13 protein-coding genes are annotated in these 16,321 nt (G+C 61.4%); 4 read left to right on the top strand and 9 right to left on the bottom strand.

Features of this window, described 5'->3' with window-relative positions:
- Positions 1–166: 166 nt before the first annotated feature.
- Together LT42_RS05755 and LT42_RS05750 are read right to left on the bottom strand one after the other, a co-directional pair.
- Positions 167–730 carry a type 1 glutamine amidotransferase domain-containing protein gene (locus LT42_RS05755; protein WP_037010658.1) on the bottom strand — a complete coding sequence of 188 codons (564 nt, stop codon included), beginning with the start codon at positions 728–730 and terminating at the stop codon, positions 167–169.
- 202 nt (positions 731–932) lie between these two features.
- Entirely contained in the window at positions 933–1,280 is a 348-nt protein-coding gene (locus LT42_RS05750) for a hypothetical protein (protein WP_037010656.1), read from the bottom strand.
- Positions 1,281–1,592: 312 nt separating this feature from the next.
- On the opposite strand from LT42_RS05750, the gene LT42_RS05740 reads away from it, so the two are divergent.
- From LT42_RS05740 to LT42_RS05725, 4 genes are all read left to right on the top strand, one after another.
- Positions 1,593–2,678 (top strand): glycoside hydrolase family 3 N-terminal domain-containing protein, encoded by a 1,086-nt coding sequence (locus LT42_RS05740; RefSeq protein ID WP_070356509.1) that lies wholly within the window; start codon positions 1,593–1,595, stop codon positions 2,676–2,678.
- Between the two features lie 135 nt (positions 2,679–2,813).
- Positions 2,814–3,578 carry a trans-aconitate 2-methyltransferase gene (gene tam, locus LT42_RS05735; RefSeq protein WP_037010648.1) on the top strand — a complete coding sequence of 255 codons (765 nt, stop codon included), beginning with the start codon at positions 2,814–2,816 and terminating at the stop codon, positions 3,576–3,578.
- Positions 3,579–3,658: 80 nt separating this feature from the next.
- Complete coding sequence (locus tag LT42_RS05730; protein ID WP_037010646.1) at positions 3,659–4,162, top strand: cupin domain-containing protein; 504 nt, start codon at positions 3,659–3,661, stop codon at positions 4,160–4,162.
- 175 nt (positions 4,163–4,337) lie between these two features.
- Positions 4,338–5,123, top strand: coding sequence for a sulfite exporter TauE/SafE family protein (locus tag LT42_RS05725; protein ID WP_037010645.1), 786 nt, complete (start codon positions 4,338–4,340; stop codon positions 5,121–5,123).
- A 113-nt stretch (positions 5,124–5,236) separates the two neighbouring features.
- On the opposite strand, the gene LT42_RS05720 is transcribed toward LT42_RS05725, so the two are convergent.
- From LT42_RS05720 to treZ, 7 genes are all read right to left on the bottom strand, one after another.
- Complete coding sequence (locus LT42_RS05720) at positions 5,237–5,542, bottom strand: DUF6482 family protein (RefSeq protein ID WP_037010644.1); 306 nt, start codon at positions 5,540–5,542, stop codon at positions 5,237–5,239.
- Positions 5,543–5,772: 230 nt separating this feature from the next.
- Entirely contained in the window at positions 5,773–6,102 is a 330-nt protein-coding gene (locus LT42_RS05715; RefSeq protein ID WP_037010642.1) for a hypothetical protein, read from the bottom strand.
- A gap of 664 nt (positions 6,103–6,766) precedes the next feature.
- A complete protein-coding gene (glgX, locus tag LT42_RS05710) occupies positions 6,767–8,953 on the bottom strand; it encodes a glycogen debranching protein GlgX (RefSeq protein ID WP_037010640.1) in 2,187 nt (728 codons plus the stop codon).
- 184 nt (positions 8,954–9,137) lie between these two features.
- The gene (locus LT42_RS05705) at positions 9,138–9,629 is read right to left on the bottom strand and encodes a DUF2934 domain-containing protein (protein ID WP_037010639.1); all 492 of its coding nucleotides are present in this window, start codon (positions 9,627–9,629) and stop codon (positions 9,138–9,140) included.
- A gap of 16 nt (positions 9,630–9,645) precedes the next feature.
- Entirely contained in the window at positions 9,646–12,432 is a 2,787-nt protein-coding gene (locus LT42_RS05700) for a malto-oligosyltrehalose synthase (RefSeq protein ID WP_037010638.1), read from the bottom strand.
- Entirely contained in the window at positions 12,429–14,498 is a 2,070-nt protein-coding gene (gene malQ / locus LT42_RS05695; protein WP_037010636.1) for a 4-alpha-glucanotransferase, read from the bottom strand. The genes LT42_RS05700 and malQ overlap by 4 nt, the downstream gene beginning before the upstream one ends.
- Entirely contained in the window at positions 14,488–16,314 is a 1,827-nt protein-coding gene (gene treZ / locus LT42_RS05690) for a malto-oligosyltrehalose trehalohydrolase (RefSeq protein ID WP_037010634.1), read from the bottom strand. Before treZ ends, malQ begins: the two co-directional genes overlap by 11 nt.
- Positions 16,315–16,321: the final 7 nt, after the last annotated feature.

Genomic DNA, 16,321 nt, shown 5'->3' with positions numbered 1-16,321 from the left:
GAAGCGGCGGAAATTTGGTTTCAAGTATTTTCGTTTCGCCGGGGCCGCTTCGTCTGTTAGCTCACCGACGTGACTTTTTTGAGGGCGCACAAACGCATCGACGCCGCTGTTCAGCGGCGTCGATGCGTCTTGCTTAGGTGAGCGCCGGGGCGCTCTGAAGCGAACTTCAACCGGCCAGCAGCGCCTGAGTGATCGCCTCATTGAAGGCCGGAATGTCATCTGGCGTGCGCGACGTGATCAACGTCCAGCCATTGGCCGGGCATTGCTTGACCTCGGCGTCCACCCAGTCGGCTGCGCCGGCGTTGACCAGGTCGGCGCGCACACTTGGGTACGACGTCAGCGTCTTGCCCTTGATGACACCCGCATCGATCAACAGCCATGGGCCGTGACAGATTGCCGCGACCGGCTTGCCGGCATCGGCGAATGCCTTGACCAGCTGCTGCGCATCGCTGTCCTGGCGCAGGGTGTCAGCGTTGACGGTGCCGCCGGGGATCACCAGCGCGTGGAAATCACCGGCAGACAGCCCGCTCAGCTTGCTGTCGGAGGTGACGGTGGTGTCTTTTTCGGTGTCGTGCAGAAACAGCTGCGCAGTGCCGCCTTCGATGGTGGCGTGAGTCACCGCAGCGCCTTGATCCTTCAGTGCCTGCAGCGGCTTGAGCAACTCATCGCGCTCGATGCCGGTGTTGGACGTGATGATCAGGACCTTTTTGCCGTTCAGTTGATTGCTCATGCTTTCGGTTTCCTCTGACGTTTACACGGCGCCCGTGTAGCAGGCGTTGTGACGTTCAGAGGAAGTCTGAAAAACAAAAGTTCAGCCCGATTGCTCAACGGGCGATGACCAATCTGCAGTGTGAACCTTGCCTCGCCGCGTGCTGGCGGGGGTTACGCCCTGCGCCGTGCGACCAAAGGGCGCAGTCTCGATTCGTTGCCGATTACAGGCAATCGCGTACGGCTTTTTCCAATGCGTTACGGCCGAAAGCGGACGACAGCGGGGCACGCTGGTAAAGGAAAACGCGGGTCTTGGGATTGCCTTTGTAGACCTCGAGGATCTCATCGGAAGCGATCTTGCCGGAGATGAGCAGCTTGTAGTGGCCCTTGCTCTCGGTCATGGTCGTGTCGGGCTTGATCTGCTGCCACTTGGGGTAAATGCACTTGGCGTAGTCAGAAGGCGTCTTGGCGGTATCAAAATCATACGACGGGTTGTTCGGCGTTGAACTGCAACCCGTCAAAGCCACGCCCATGGCGCAGCTGAGTAACAAGCTCGGTAGAAAACGGCGCATCAATTCATCCTGAATTAGAAAACGGGACAGTGATCGGCACTTTACGTGTTGGGTTGATCGGCGGCTATGTTGACCAGCAACCGCGCAAATGAAAAGCGCACGTTCGGAATAATTTCCAGGCTGCGTCTCGGGCAGCCCCAGCCTCGCTGTAGCCGAATGCCTTGCGGCCAGGGGGTCTTCGTAGGAATGCTCGATTTGCAATCCTGGTGCTCGATTATGTTGACAGTCTGCTCGATAAATATAAAGTGAGCGAAAACGAGCATAAGCATCATGCACATCCGCTCGTCAGCATCGTATCGAGGTAGGCCGCACATGAAACACCACGAGCTGCAACGGGCTGCGCGATCAGTCCTGATGCCGGCGATTGCCGGGCTGACCCTCGACGACCCGGTCCGTCGCCATCTGCATGCTGGCGGGGTATCGGTGTTGTTGGGCGAAACCCGGGACGAATATCAGGCGCGCCGCATGAGTTTTGAGCGCCGGCGTGCTGAAACCCATGTGCAGTTCTCGACCATGGCCAGGGACGCCAGGCTGTGTGCAGCGGCGCCAGTGCTCATCGCCGTGGATCAGGAACTGGGTGGCATTCAGCGCTTGCACGGGCTGGTACCGGGCATGCCAACGCCGGCTGCGCTGACGCACATGAGCGCCGTTGACATTGAGGCCCGCAGCTATGAGATGGCTGGCTCGGCCCGTGCCATGGGCATCAACCTGTTTCTGGCGCCCATCGTGGATGTAGTGACCGGGGTCAATCCCTGGCTGCACAATCGCACGCTCGGGGCCGATCCTGCCGAAGTGGCACGCATCGCCTGCGCGTTTATCCGCGGGGTGCAACGCGCCGGCATCACCGCCACCGCCAAACACTTCCTTGGCCATCACGCGCTGGCCCAAGACCCGGCGGTGGAGCGAGCTGTAGTGCCCGACAACGCTGCTGCGTTGCAAGACGGGCTGGAGGTGTTTCGTCAGGTGATCGCTGCGGGCGTCGGGGCGATCATGCCGGGCCCTGCGGTGTTCCCGGCCCTGGACCCGCATCAGTCGGCGAGTACTTCGGCGGCGGTGATCGGCCTGCTGCGCGAGGGCCTGGGGTTCGAAGGGCTGATCGTGTCCGACGACCTCGACGCCGTCTCCATACTGGCCGGCAACAGCATCGCCCAGGCCGCGATTGCGGCCCTGAACGCCGGCGCGCATCTGTTGCTGGTGTCGGCAGAGGCGGGGCTGGACGACCTTGCTGACGCGATCGAACAGGCGGTGGCGCAGGGACAACTCGACGCCCGGTGCCTGCTGGCCGCTGCACACAAAGTCCGCTCCACAGCCCAGGCCTCGCACACCCAGGTGGAGGCGGGGCTTTACGTGTCCTACCCCATCAGCGGGGGCCATCTGACACGCCGCGTGTTGCTCTAGCCGAGCCAACTTTCACCCGCGTGCAACGGCTTATCCCTTGCAGCTTGCAGCTTGCAGCTCGTTTGCCACCCATTTGTACTCCGGGCCTGCGCGTTTTACTCTCCATGACTTCGCACATGTCAGAAGGAATGCCCGATGAGCTGGTCCGCCAGGCAGTACTCCCTGTTCGAGCAACAACGCACGCGTCCGGTACGCGACCTCGTCGCCGCCATCCCGAGGGAGTCAGCCCAGACCGCTGTAGACCTCGGTTGTGGCCCGGGCAACTCCACCGAGGTGCTGGCCGAGCGTTTCCCCCAGGCCAGGGTCACGGGTCTCGACAGTTCCACTGACATGCTCGGCGAGGCGCGGCAGCGACTGGCGGCGGTCGAGTTCATCCAGGCCGACATTGGCGACTGGAAGCCTGCGCAGACCTATGACGTGATTCTGGCCAATGCCTCGCTGCAATGGGTGCCTGACCACGCGCAGCTGTATCCGCGGCTGGTCAGCCTGCTCAACCCGGGCGGTGCGCTCGCGGTGCAAACGCCGGACAACCTTGATGAACCAGCCCATCGCCTGGCGCGCGAAATTGCCGCGGGTCCGCAGTGGGCCGACAGGATCGGCGACGTAAGGCATCCCGATCGACACCCTGCGCCATATTATTTCGACCTGCTGAGGCCCCACTGCGCCGAGGTCGACGTGTGGCGCACCACCTATCATCATCCCCTCGCAGGCGGGCATCCAGCGGTGGTGGAGTGGTTCAAGGGCTCGGCCCTGCGGCCCTATCTGCAAAGGCTCGATCAGGCCGCGCAGCAGGATTTCCTCGACACGTATCTGCATGCGATCAGCCAGGCCTATCCGCTGCTCGCCGACGGCACCGTGCTGTTGCCATTCCCGCGGCTGTTTATCGTGGCGACCCGTTGACCGGGTCGATCCGCCGTGCGTGCTCCGAGGCCCGCGGACCGGGCCAGTCAATTGATATCAATTCCATGCTGGAGTGAGCCATGAGCATCGACCCTGCCGCACTGGCCGCGCGCCTGATTCGTAACTTCAACGACGTACCGCTGCAGCATGAATGCCGCGCCCCGCTGTACGAGAGCCATGCCGCACGCCTGGGCACCGGCACGGCTGCGCAAAAGCTCGGCGCATCAATGGACATCGTCGCCCCGGGCAAGCGGTCCTGCCCTTATCACTTCCACTACGCTCAGGAAGAGATGTTCATCATCCTGGACGGGCAGGGCACGTTGCGCGTCGCCGGACACATGCTGCCCGTGCGCAGCGGCGACGTCATCTTCATTCCGGCCGGCCCCGAGTACCCGCATCAATTGATCAACACCTCGGATGCTCCCCTGAAGTATTTGTCCATCAGCACACGCGAAACCCCGGAAGTGTGCGAATACCCCGACTCCGGCAAGTACCAGGCGATGGTGACGACCAACGGCGCGCGCGCCTTTGCCGCTGTGCAGCGCCCAGACGCGACCCTGGATTACTGGGAAGGCGAGCCGTGAATTTGTCGAAGCGCGCCCACATCAGCATGCCTCTCGGTAGGCCGTCCCCGCAAAGTCACATTCGGTTATAACCATAGAACGTCTCGATCTAGCGTTGATATAAGAAAACCGCCGGTCCTTAGAGCAAAATCGCTATCCTGCCTGCCGGCTTTTGAATGTGCAGTCAGGCAGAGCAATGGATTTTGGCAACGCAGGTTTCGTCGTCGCAGGGTTGGTCGTGGGTTTCATCGTGGGGATGACGGGGGTCGGCGGCGGCTCGCTGATGACGCCCATTCTTCTGTGGTTCGGCATCAATCCCGCCACTGCTGTGGGCACCGACCTGCTGTACGCCGCGATTACCAAGAGCGGCGGCGTCCTGGTTCACAAAAAGAATGACAACATCGACTGGGGCATTACCGGCTGGCTGACCCTGGGCAGCGTACCGGCAGCGGGGTTGACGCTGTGGTATCTGAGCAGTCTGCACACGGCGCCGGACGCCATGAACCTGGTCATCAAGCAGGCTTTGGGCGTGGTGCTGCTGCTGACCGCGCTGGCCATTTTCTTCAAAAAGCGCTTGCTTGCCTTCGCTCAACGCCACGCCGGGGATCGCTATCGAATGAGCGACAGGCGCCTTAACGCGCTGACCGTTCTAACCGGCGTCATCCTCGGCACCATGGTTGCGCTCACCTCGATCGGCGCTGGCGCGCTGGGCACCGTGGCGTTGTTCCTGCTTTACCCCTTCCTTGAAACCCGGCGCCTGGTCGGCACCGAGATCGCCCACGCCGTTCCGCTGACGTTAGTCGCCGGAATCGGCCATGCCAGCATGGGCAACATGGATTGGTCGATGCTGGGCTTTCTGCTGATGGGCTCGCTGCCCGGCATCTACATGGGCAGCCACTTGACGGGGCGCATACCCGATGCCGTCCTGCGCCCGTGTCTGGCGCTGATGCTACTGGCGATCGGGTACAAGCTGGCGTTTTGAGGAAGGCGTACGGCGTGTTGGCCAGCAAGCAGGCTCCTGCAACTGAGCTTTTGTCATCAGGGCTGTGAGGCATGCGCCAGATGCAGTCAGCTCAGGAACCCCTCGCCACCGGGTCAGTTACCGGAGCGGAACGGGATCGGCTCGCGCGGTGCCTCGGGAGTTGTGTGGGGCTGGCCAACCATTTCGTCGTAGACCACCGGATGGACGATGAACAGTTTCACCTCTTCGGTGGACGACAGGCACTTGCGCGCTTCATCGACCGAGGCCACGTGCAGCACCTCGCCATTGGGGCTGGTGATCGCATTGGACTTGCCGTCCATGAGCGCATGAATAACGTACGAACCCCCTTCGACCGAGACCAGATTGATCTCGGTGATCTCGCCGGCTTTGACGTGTTTGCTGAGCTTGTCCAGATCCATTACGGCACCTTAATTTGCCCGAGGGCTTTTGCTGTTCCATGAATTGAAGCGAGGCCGCCGAGGCGGCCCGCATACATTGGAAGAGGATAGCGGCGCCAAGTTCAAGGCAATTGGGCAAAGAGGAGGGCCGCCTGGCTCAGAGGTGGCTCAGGTGGCTTGTCGCTGGAGGCGGTCTTGCAACACCGTGCTGCTGCCTGCCATCGATGACAGGCAGGCAGCAGCGCATGGGATCAGCACAATCTGTCGATGACCTTCAGACCCGGCTGTTGCTGCACGGCGCCCCATTCACTGCTCAGTGTTTCGAGCACCTGACCGAGGAACTGTTTGTCCGCCGCCGCCTTCTTGCCGACATAACCATGCCCCTTGCGGTACATCTTCAGACGCGCGCGCATGTGCGGGTGCTGACTTTCGAACTGCTGCTCCTCGGTGCATGCGCCGAGGCCGTCCATGTGCACGTTGCCTTCCTCACACACCCAAAGGATGTGGTTATCCAGGGAGTCCTTGCGGGCGGCGAACAGTCGAGCCAATTGATCAATGGTAGGTTGGTTGTTCAGGTTCATAGTTGGATACCCCTTTTTGACCACTGGTTAATCTATCGAGTGAGTTCAAACGCTTTGGCGAACCGGTCGTCGATTCGCAGTCCTTCACACGCTGACAGGCAAGGTCCGTCGGTACACAGAGCCGGTGCCGGGCTGTCGGTGCGTGGCTATCGATGAGGGCTGAGAACATGATCAAAACGGGTGAAGCGTAAGGCGGACGCCTGGTGACACGGGCAACTGGAAGGTTGACCACAAGTGTCATGAGGACGTGTCGCCAGCGCTCGGCCAGGTGGTCGATCATGCCGGTTCGGCTTCATCAATCTGCCTTGTGGGCAGCACACATCCAGAGTGGGTTCGACGGCTTTGTCGAACATGCCCGGAGTACATTTGCCAGCTCTCCCGATCGGGGAGACGCTTGAACTATGCCGCCGCCAAACAGGCCCGTCAACAGGTTTGTAGTGAATATTTTCAAGCACTACATAAGTTGTAGTGTGGGAACACTCAGGTCCATTTGTGACTACAAAGTCAATGAAACCGGGCGTGGCAGCGAAGGTGAGCAATAGCGTGGTGGAAAAGTGCGAGTATAAAACGACGCTTGCCCGCGACCCGGTCAACCGGCCCTGTATCTGGCTGGCTGACCCGGTCGCGGGCAGGCGGTTGTCGCTAGCAGTCGGGCGCGTTGTGCTTACGCCTGATCTTCCTTCTGCAGCTTGAACAGCAGCAGCGAACGAGGCGTCACCGTGTACTCGGTGCCGAATTCAAACTCGTCCTTGCCAGTGATTTCCGGCTGGTTGGTGTCAATCAGGCTGGTCCAGTTGCGGCCTTCAGGCACTTCCGGCAGCGTGAAGTTGACGCCGTCATGGTGCGAGTTGACCACCAGCAGCAGCGTCGCTTCCGAACCGCGACGACGGATACCGGTTTCCTGAGCACGACCGTCCAGCAGCATGCCCAGGCAGCGGCCGTTCGGGTCTTCCCATTGCTCGGTGCTCATCTCGTCGCCACTTGGCGACAGCCAGGTAACGTCCTTGACGCCCAATTCCTCGTTGTAATCGCCCACCAGGAATCGGCTGCGACGCAGGATCGGATGCGATTGACGCAACTTGATCAGACGTTTGACGAACGTCAGCAGCGCCTTGCCGTCTTCGTCGAGGTCCCAGTTGACCCAGCCAATTTCGCTGTCCTGGCAGTAGGCGTTGTTGTTGCCGTGCTGGGTACGGGCGAACTCGTCACCGGCAACCACCATCGGCGTGCCTTGGGCGAACAGCAGCGTGGCGAAAAAGTTACGCATTTGGCGCAGGCGCAATGCGTTGATTTCAGGATCGTCCGTCGGGCCTTCTACGCCACAGTTCCAGGAACGGTTGTCGTTACTGCCGTCCTGGTTGTTTTCGTCGTTGTCCTCGTTGTGCTTGTCGTTGTAAGACACCAGGTCATGCAACGTAAAGCCGTCGTGGGCAGTGATGAAGTTGACCGAGGCGTATGGGCGTCGGCCACGCTGATTGAACAGGTTGCCGGAGGCCGTCATGCGATTGGCAAAGTCGGCCAATTGGCCTTCATCGCCTTTCCAGAACGCGCGGATGTTGTCGCGGAATTTGTCGTTCCACTCGGCCCAGCCCGGCGCGAAGTTGCCGACCTGATAGCCGCCTGGACCACAGTCCCACGGCTCGGCGATCAGTTTCACTTCACGCAGCACCGGATCCTGGCGGCAGGCCACGAGGAAACTGTGACGCTCGCTAAAGCCGTCATGGTAACGACCAAGGATAGTCGCCAGGTCGAAGCGGAAGCCGTCGACGTGCATGTCGGTCGCCCAGTAGCGCAGCGAATCGGTGACCATCTGCAGCACACACGGGTGGCTCAGGTCGAGCGTGTTGCCGGTGCCGGAGTCGTTGATGTAGTAGCGCTTGTCGTCAGGCATCAAGCGATAGTACGAGGCGTTGTCGATCCCGCGCATGGACAGGGTAGGGCCGCGCTCGTTGCCTTCAGCGGTGTGGTTGTAGACCACGTCCAGAATCACTTCCAGACCTGCATGGTGCATGTGCGCGACCATTTCCTTGAACTCGGCAATCTTGCCGTGAGCCAGGTAGCGCGGGTCAGGCGCGAAGAACGCCAGGGTGTTGTAACCCCAGTAGTTGGTCATGCCTTTTTCCAGCAAGTGCTGGTCATTGACGAAGGCGTGGATCGGCAGCAACTCGATGGACGTGACGCCCAGACCTTTGATGTGCTGGATCACGTCGTCGACCATCAGGCCGGAGAACGTCCCTTTGACTTCGTCAGGCACCGAAGGGTGGCGCATGGTGAAACCGCGAGTGTGGGTCTCGTAGAAAATGGTCTTGTCCCACGGCACGTTGACGCGCTGCTCGCGGCCCCAGGTATAGGCAGGGTCGATGACCTTGCACTTGGGCACGAACGGGGCGCTGTCACGCTCGTCGAAGCTCAGGTCGTCATCGGGATGGCCGATGGTGTAACCGAACAGGGCTTCAGACCACTTCAGCTCGCCGACCAGTTGCTTGGCATACGGGTCGATCAGCAGTTTGTTGTGGTTGAAACGGTGGCCGTTCTTTGGATCGTACGGACCGTACACGCGATAACCGTAGACCAGGCCCGGGTGGGCGTCAGGCAGGTAGCCGTGGAAAATCTCGTCGGTGTATTCCGGAAGCTCGATGCGCTCCAGCTCGACTTCGCCGGCGGAGTCGAACAGACACAGCTCGACCTTGGTGGCGTTGGCGGAAAAGATCGCGAAGTTGACGCCGAGGCCGTCCCAACTGGCACCCAACGGGAAGGGCAGGCCTTCACGAATGCGCGAGGCCGTGACTTCGGGGGCGCCAGCGTTGCCGGATTCATTCTGTGTAGCGGCTTTCTTATCTTGCGTGCTCATGTGTATTCCTGACGTTCGAATGAGTTCCTGAAGGCGAACAAAGCCGTGGCCGCAGTTCCAGGACTGCGCCAGCGATGCAACAGGGTGGCTATTACAGGGTTGAAAGTTGCCGCAGGGTCGCTGTAAACGCGAGTCCTGCGGCAGGGGTATTGGCTGTGCGACGGTGTTGCGTCACACCAACGGGTCAGGGCGCGGGAGGCTTGGCTGCGGCTGGCTTCTTCGCGGAAGACTTGGCAGCGGGTTTTGCCGCTTTGGCACCCGAGTCAGCGCCACTGGCAGCGGCTTTGGGCTTGGCAGCAGGCTTCGCTGCGGCCTTGGCGGCTGGCTTGGCACTGGGTTTGTCAGCTGGCTTGGCATCGGCTTTCGCTTCAGCCGGTGCGGCCGACTTTTCAGCAGACTTGTCAGCAGGCTTTGCCGCCGCTTTGGCAGCGGGTTTTGCAGCCGGCTTGGCCGCAGACTTGGCAGCGGGTTTCGCAGCGGCAGCCTTGGGCTCCGCTTTGTCGTCAAGCTTGGACTTCGCCGTCTTCGCAGCGGCCGGTTTCTTAGGCGACTTGGCCTCGGCTGCTGCCAGCTTGCGCGCCATCTCCCAGTGGCGGGCGTCCTGCCCATGTGGCTTGCCTTCCGTTTCCCAGATCTGGTGGGCAAGTTCGCTGATTCTTTTCTCGTCGGCACTCATCTCGACACTCCCGGTATCACAAGGTTTGTATAAGCAGGTTTACAGAAATTTCCTTGAGCGCTGCGCTGAGCAACATTTCCTTGCTGGATGTGACTGTAGCCTGTGAAAAAAGTCCCTTCCAATTTGGATTTGAATCAGCGAACGGCAGGTTGATTCGTGTATCGCCCCAATTTACTGCACTGATGAATGGAGTTTGCGCAGTGCCTAATAGTTCAGCCGGCAAGCGCGGAACCACAACAATAGCTCGCATTTCCTCCGTCACTCGCGCAAAAGCGAGGACATGTTCCGCCTTTTCTCCTACCACTTCGAGCGGCAGGTATTCGCCTTCGGCAAACACAGCGGGGTACTGGTTGCGCAGCTCAAGCACCTGAGCAATCAGCGCCTGCTTGATACGGCCGTCCTGCCAGTGGGTCAAAAGCTCGGCAACCGGAACGGATTCCGCCAGTGCGCGTTCCCGTGCGGGATAGTCCACTGGGCGACGGTTGTCCGGGTCTACCAGGCTGAAGTCCCAGAATTCAGTGCCCTGATACAGGTCCGGTACACCCGGCGCAGTCATGCGCAGCAAGGTTTGCGCCAGACTGTTGATTGCACCGGCGGCAGCGATACGGTGCGCTGTCGCACCAATCGACTGGCGCAAGGCCAAGCCTTCCTGGCTCAGCAGCAATTGCTGCAGGAACTCACGGCACGCTGTCTCGTACGCTTCATTTGGCGCGCTCCAGCTGCTGTGCAGCTTGGCTTCGCGCAGGGCCTTTTCCTGCCACTGGGTCAGACGCTTTGCATAAGCCTCGAACGCCGGCTCTCCCTCCAGATCCAGCGGCCAGCTGCCGATAATGGCCTGATACAGCATCAGCTCGTCGCCGGGGCTAATGGGGGTGTCGCCCGTCTTGAGTGGCGCCGACAGCTGCTGCCAGCGCTCTACCTGCTCGGCGTACCACGGCGCCAGTTCACTCAGCACGGCAAGGCGCGTACGGGTGTCTTCGCCGCGCTTGTGGTCATGGGTCGCGGTGGTCAGCAGGTTATTGGGGAATGATGCATGACGCTCGGCACTGACCTGGTGAAACGCCTCGACCGGCGCACTGAAATGTTGCGGATGGAAGCCCACGTCGTTACGCGACAGCAGCACGGCAGAGCGATAGAAGGACGTGTCTTCCACCGACTTGGCCGCTACCGGCGAGGTCAGCTGCTGAAATCGGTTACCGGCTTTGCGGCGCATTTCGCGCAGCGGGCCGGTCGGGTAGTCGCGCAGTTTCTCACCGCCGAGCCACAGCTTGAGCGAGTCCAGGACCGGCCAGTCGCCTTCACTGAGCATCTCCCGGGCGCCATCCATTGCCTGCTGGAAGAAACGCTCGTCTTCAGCCGAACGTCCACAAGCGGTCAGGTAGGTACGGTAGACCGGGAAATTACTCACCAGCGCCAACAGCGCGCGGCGGATGGCCCCCAGGGTCATGTCACGGGTCATGACGTCGCTGCGAGCCACTTGCAGCAGCGCCTGGGCGAGGTTCTCGAAATCGCCGGCCAGGGTGCCATGCAGAACCAGATCACGGGCCTCCAGCACTTCCTGATTGAAATCCGCCGTGCGACCGCTGACGCGGCTCCACAGCTCGCCCAAGACCGCTTCGCCTTTCGGGTCATGCTGCAGCAGCGAGACCTGGTTCATGAACTCGTAGCCGGTAGTGCCATCGACGTTCCAGTCAGTTCGCAGTTGTTCGTCCGGGCCGAGGATTTTTTCCACGAAAATCGGCAGACGGTCCAACTCCGTGCCGGCCGGACGCAGCTTCATCAGGCTGTCGACGCGACGACGCAATTTGCGGCAATACCCGCGCGGGTCGGCAAGGCCATCGATGTGGTCGATGCGCAAGCCGTCCACAAGCCCCTCGGCGATAAGCTCGAAGATTTTGCCGTGGGTCGCCTCGAACACCTGCGAGCGCTCGACCTTGAGGCCGCCCAGCTCATTGATATCGAAGAAACGGCGCCAGTTGATGTCATCGCCAGCGGTACGCCAACTGGCCAGACGGAAGTCCTGCTGCTCCAGCAAACGGTGCAGCCGAGTGAAGCCTTCCGGCGTGCTGGAGTCGAATTGCGCCAGCCCGTTCTCGACGGCCTTCACCAGGTCCGGATTGGCCTTGACGCTCGCTGCCAGGTCCGCCTTGGCCTGACGTGCGCGTTCGTATGCCTGCGGGAACTCGTCCAGCTTGGCGAAGCGCTGAGCCAGCTCGTCGAGTTCGGGACGTTTCGCTGCACTGAGCAGCGGCCCGTAAGTGCCCGGGTTGATCGGGAAGTGGTGCTGATAATGCTCGGCGTAGAAGCTGCCGTTTTCGGCGTCGAAACGCAGGGGGACTTCGCCGTTCTGCAGGACGGTGCCGTAGTCGGTGCTGAGGAAGGGCAACAGCAGTTGGCCCTTTAGCAACGGATCCGGAGAATTCCACTGAATGTCGAAGAACTTGGCGTATGGGCTGCGCTGGCCCCACTCGATCAGGTCGAGCCACCACGGGTTATCGTTACCGCCCACGGCCATGTGGTTGGACACGATGTCGAGAATCAGCCCCATGCCGTTTTCGCGCAGAGCCGCGACGAGGCGCCGCAACGCTGGTTCGCCACCGAGCTCCGGATTGATCACGCGCGGGTCAACCACGTCGTAGCCGTGCATTGAACCTGCGCGTGCTTTCAACAGCGGCGAAGCATAGATATGGCTGATACCCAGACGGGCAAAGTAGGGCACCAGCTTGGCCGCATCGTCCAGCGTGAAGTCTTTGTGGAACTGCAGGCGCTGTGTTGCCCGCAGAGATTTAAGGGGGGTTGTCATTGATCACGCTCCGCGGCTTGTTTGCGTGCCGCTGCCAGAATTTCAAGACGTCGCGCCGCATCGGCGTTATTCAGCAGAGAACCGCTGTCGCCGTTGAGCCGACGTCGCCAATTGGGATGACTGTCGATGGTGCCGGGGAAGTTGGCCTGCTCTTCGAGACCGAGAGCATCCTCGATGGGGAGCAAAACCAGCGGCGCCGGGGTGTGGCCGAGGTAGGCGATGCTGTGGTCGATGATGTCGCTGGCAGACTGCCCTGGCATTGTGTAGTTCTGCTTGAGCGCCTTCACCAGGCCTTGCCGCTCGCGTTCGCGATCGGCGCGCATTTTTTGCGCGGCGGCCTCGTCGGCAAACCCGAGGGTTTGGTTCCATTTGACGTCCAGTTCGCTTAACCAGCCTGTCAGTGTCGGCAGGTCATGGGTGCTGGTTGTGGCCAGCGCGTCTTTGGACCACTTCATGATGGGCTTGAACGTCGCGTTGTCCTGTTCGAACAACAACACGCGCATGCCGAGAATCTCGCGCTCGGACAGCTTTTCATGCAGCCCTTCCGGGACAGTGCCCAAGTCTTCGCCCAGTACGATTGCCTTGTGCCGCCAGGACTCGAGGCTCAACAGCCGCAGCATGTCGTCCAGCGGGTAGTTCAGGTAAGCACCCTCATTGGGCGGCGAGCCCATCGGGATGACCCACAGGCGCTGCAGGCCCATGACGTGGTCAATGCGCAGGCCGCCGGCGTGCGCAAAGTTGGCCCGCAGCATTTCGATAAACGCCTGGAAACCGTTGCGCTTGAGGCCCGTTGGTGAAAACGCCGAGATGCCCCAGCTCTGCCCGGCACGGTTGAGAATGTCCGGCGGTGCGCCGACTGTCAGTGCCGAAAGCAACTCGTCCTGACGACTCCAGGCCTGGCTGCCGGCACCGTCCGCGCCAACGGCCAGGTCACCGATCAGCCCTACGCTCATGCCACTTGTGCGTGCTGCGGTCTGGGCGCGCTCAAGGCCGCGTGCAATCAGCCACTGAGCAAAGGCGTGAAAGCCAATCTCGTCGCTGTGCTGCGCCGCGAACTCATCGAGGGCAGCATGGCGCGGATCCTTGTACTGCTCGGGCCAGTCATGCCAGTTGCCGCCAATGCCCAACGTGTCGCCTGCGTCGCGCAGCGCTTCAAAGCGGCAGTGATTTTCCAGCGCTTCGCCGCCAGCGCGACGGAAGCTCTTGAAGTCCTCATGAAAGGGGTGATCGCTGCCGGTGAAGTCTGCATACAGCGTGCGCAGCAGTGTCCATTTGGCCGCCGCAGCCGCTGGCCAGTCGATCAGCGGCAGGTCTTCGAGGCGTTTGAACTCTGCCGCGAGCCCGGCTTTCTCGATGGCCTGTTCAACCGCGCCGTCACCGAGAATGGTGCCGGGCGCGGCGTACAGTGCGTTGAGAAACAACCGACTGGACGGCGAATACGGGCTGTAGCGCTGGCTGTCGTTGGAAAACATGGCATGGACCGGACTGATCGCCACGGCACAGGCACCACGCGTCCCTGCTGCACGGACGAAAGCCTCCAGGCCTTGGGTATCCCCGATGCCGCCATCGCCCTTGCGACGCAAATAGTACAACTGCGTGGTGAGGCCCCAGTCACGCGCGATCGGGGTATTGCCGGCCATGCCCAGGCTGTAGCAGGTCTTGGGCGCCACCGCGATGGTCAGTGACTGGCCATCGATTTCCAGCGCGTGATAACCCACTGCTTCGACGCCCGGCATGTGCGCCTGGGCGGTCAGTTTCCCTTCCTGCGCACGCCCGTCTTCCTGCTTGAGCGTGAAAGGGCTCGCTGGCGCGAACCACGCCGACAGGTCCACAGACGTGTTCTGGTCCACGGTGATCAGCGGTGGCGGGGTGGCCGGCTGGCTGTCCTTGCGCAAACGCTCAAGACTGGCCTTGACTTCGTCCTCTGTGTCAGCGGGGTAACCCAGACCGCCGAGGACCTTGCGCAGGACCTCGGGGCTTACGCGTTGCGGCTTGGCGTTGGCGTCCTTCCAGTCGACCGACAGGCCTGCTTCGGCCGCCAGCGTTTCCAGTTGCTCATTGCTCATCCTGTTCCTCCACAGCATCACTCGATTTCAGGCTGACAACGGCCGTGTATTGATTGAGAGTGCCGTGTGAGGAAAGTTCTGCGGAGTTTGGCTGCGATTGATAAAGGATTCTGCTGGCGGTGAGGTCGTCGGTCGAGACGGCTTCAGTGCCCAGGTTCAGATCGATGCGCAGTTCGCTGCCGTCACCCAGTTGCCAGCGGGCGCTGACCGCTTTGTCGCCCAGTTCGGTGACGCCCAATGCCTTGGCGCCGGCCAGGCGAGGGAACAGCTCTGTGCGGCGAATTTCCAGCAGCTGCTTGTATAGGGCCAGCCAGTTGCGATGGTCCTGGCCCTTGTCGGTTTCCAGCAGCAACGCATCGAAGGCCGGGCGCGACGCTTCAAACGTCTTCAGGGCGTTCGGGTCCGGGATCTGCTCACGCTTGGCCGGGTCTTTGAACGCCGCGAAGTCCTTGAACTCGCCGCGGCGACCTTCACGCACCGCATCCGCCAGTTCGTCGTGGAAGTCAGTGAAGAACAGGAACGGTTCGCTCGCGCCCCATTCGTCTCCCATGAACATCATCGGGATCATCGGCGACAGCAGCAACAAGGCCGTGGCCGCCTGCAAGGCCTGCGGCGGGCTCAGCTGGATCAGTCGCTCGCCAAACGCACGGTTGCCGATCTGGTCGTGATTCTGCAGGAACAACACGAAGGAGGTGGGCGGCAGATGACCGCTCGGCTCGCCTCGGGTGTGACCGTGGCGGGTGGCTTCGCCCTGATAGACAAAACCCTCGCCCAGCAGGCGGGCCAATTTCTGCGTAGGCTTTTCCGCGAAGTCGGTGTAGTACGCGTCGGTCTCCCCGGTCAGCAGAACGTGCAGCGTGTTGTGGCCGTCGTCGTTCCACTGCGCATCGTAGCCCTGCGCCATGCGCGTGGCCTCGTTGTGCTCGTTCTCCAGCGTCAGCCATACGTGGCGCTCGCTGCCAAGGGTGTCGCGGACCTGGCGGGCGAGGTCTTCGAGGAACGTCGGGTCTTCGATGGCATGCACGGCGTCGAAGCGCAAGCCGTCGAAGCGATAGTCCTGTAGCCACATCATCGTGTTGCCGATGAAGAAATCGCGCACTTCGTCACGACGGAAGTCGATCGCGTCGCCCCACGGCGTCTTCTTGTCGCTGCGAAAGAAGTGTTTGGCGTAGGCACCCAGATAGTTGCCGTCCGGGCCGAAGTGGTTGTAAACCACGTCAAGAATCACCGCCAGGCTGAGACCGTGGGCGGTGTCGATCAAATGCTTGAGCTGATCGGGTGTGCCGTAGGAGGACTGCGCGGCGTAGGGCAGGACACCGTCGTAGCCCCAGTTGCGATCGCCGGGAAACTGCGCAATCGGCATCAGTTCGATGGCGGTGATGCCGGTATCGACCAGATGCTGAAGACGCTGCTCGACGCCTTCGTAGCCGCCCAGCACGCCTGCGTGCAGTTCATAAATGACCGCTTCGTGCCACGGGCGACCTTGCCAACCCGGGTTTTGCCATTGGTAGGCTGACTGATCAACGACGATGCTGTAACCGTGCACATCACCGTCCTGCGCCCGGGAAGCCGGGTCAGGTACGGTGAGGGTGTTTTCAGGGTCGAGGGTAACGCGGTAGCGGTAGCGCGTGCCGGCGGCACAGGCCGCGTCGAGCACAAACCAGCCGTATTCTTTAGGCTGGAGGACCTGGGCTGGCCCGTTTTCGAACTCGACGCTGACTTCTTTGGCGTCCGGTGCCCAGAGGGCAAACCGGGTGTGTTGCTGATCCAGCATGACGGCGCCGTGGCGCCAGTTTTGATCCGTGCGCGATGGCATCCGAAAC

This window comes from Pseudomonas lutea (assembly GCF_000759445.1).
GTDB classification, from domain to species: domain Bacteria; phylum Pseudomonadota; class Gammaproteobacteria; order Pseudomonadales; family Pseudomonadaceae; genus Aquipseudomonas; species Aquipseudomonas lutea.
This window is presented reverse-complemented; position numbering and strand designations above follow the sequence as displayed.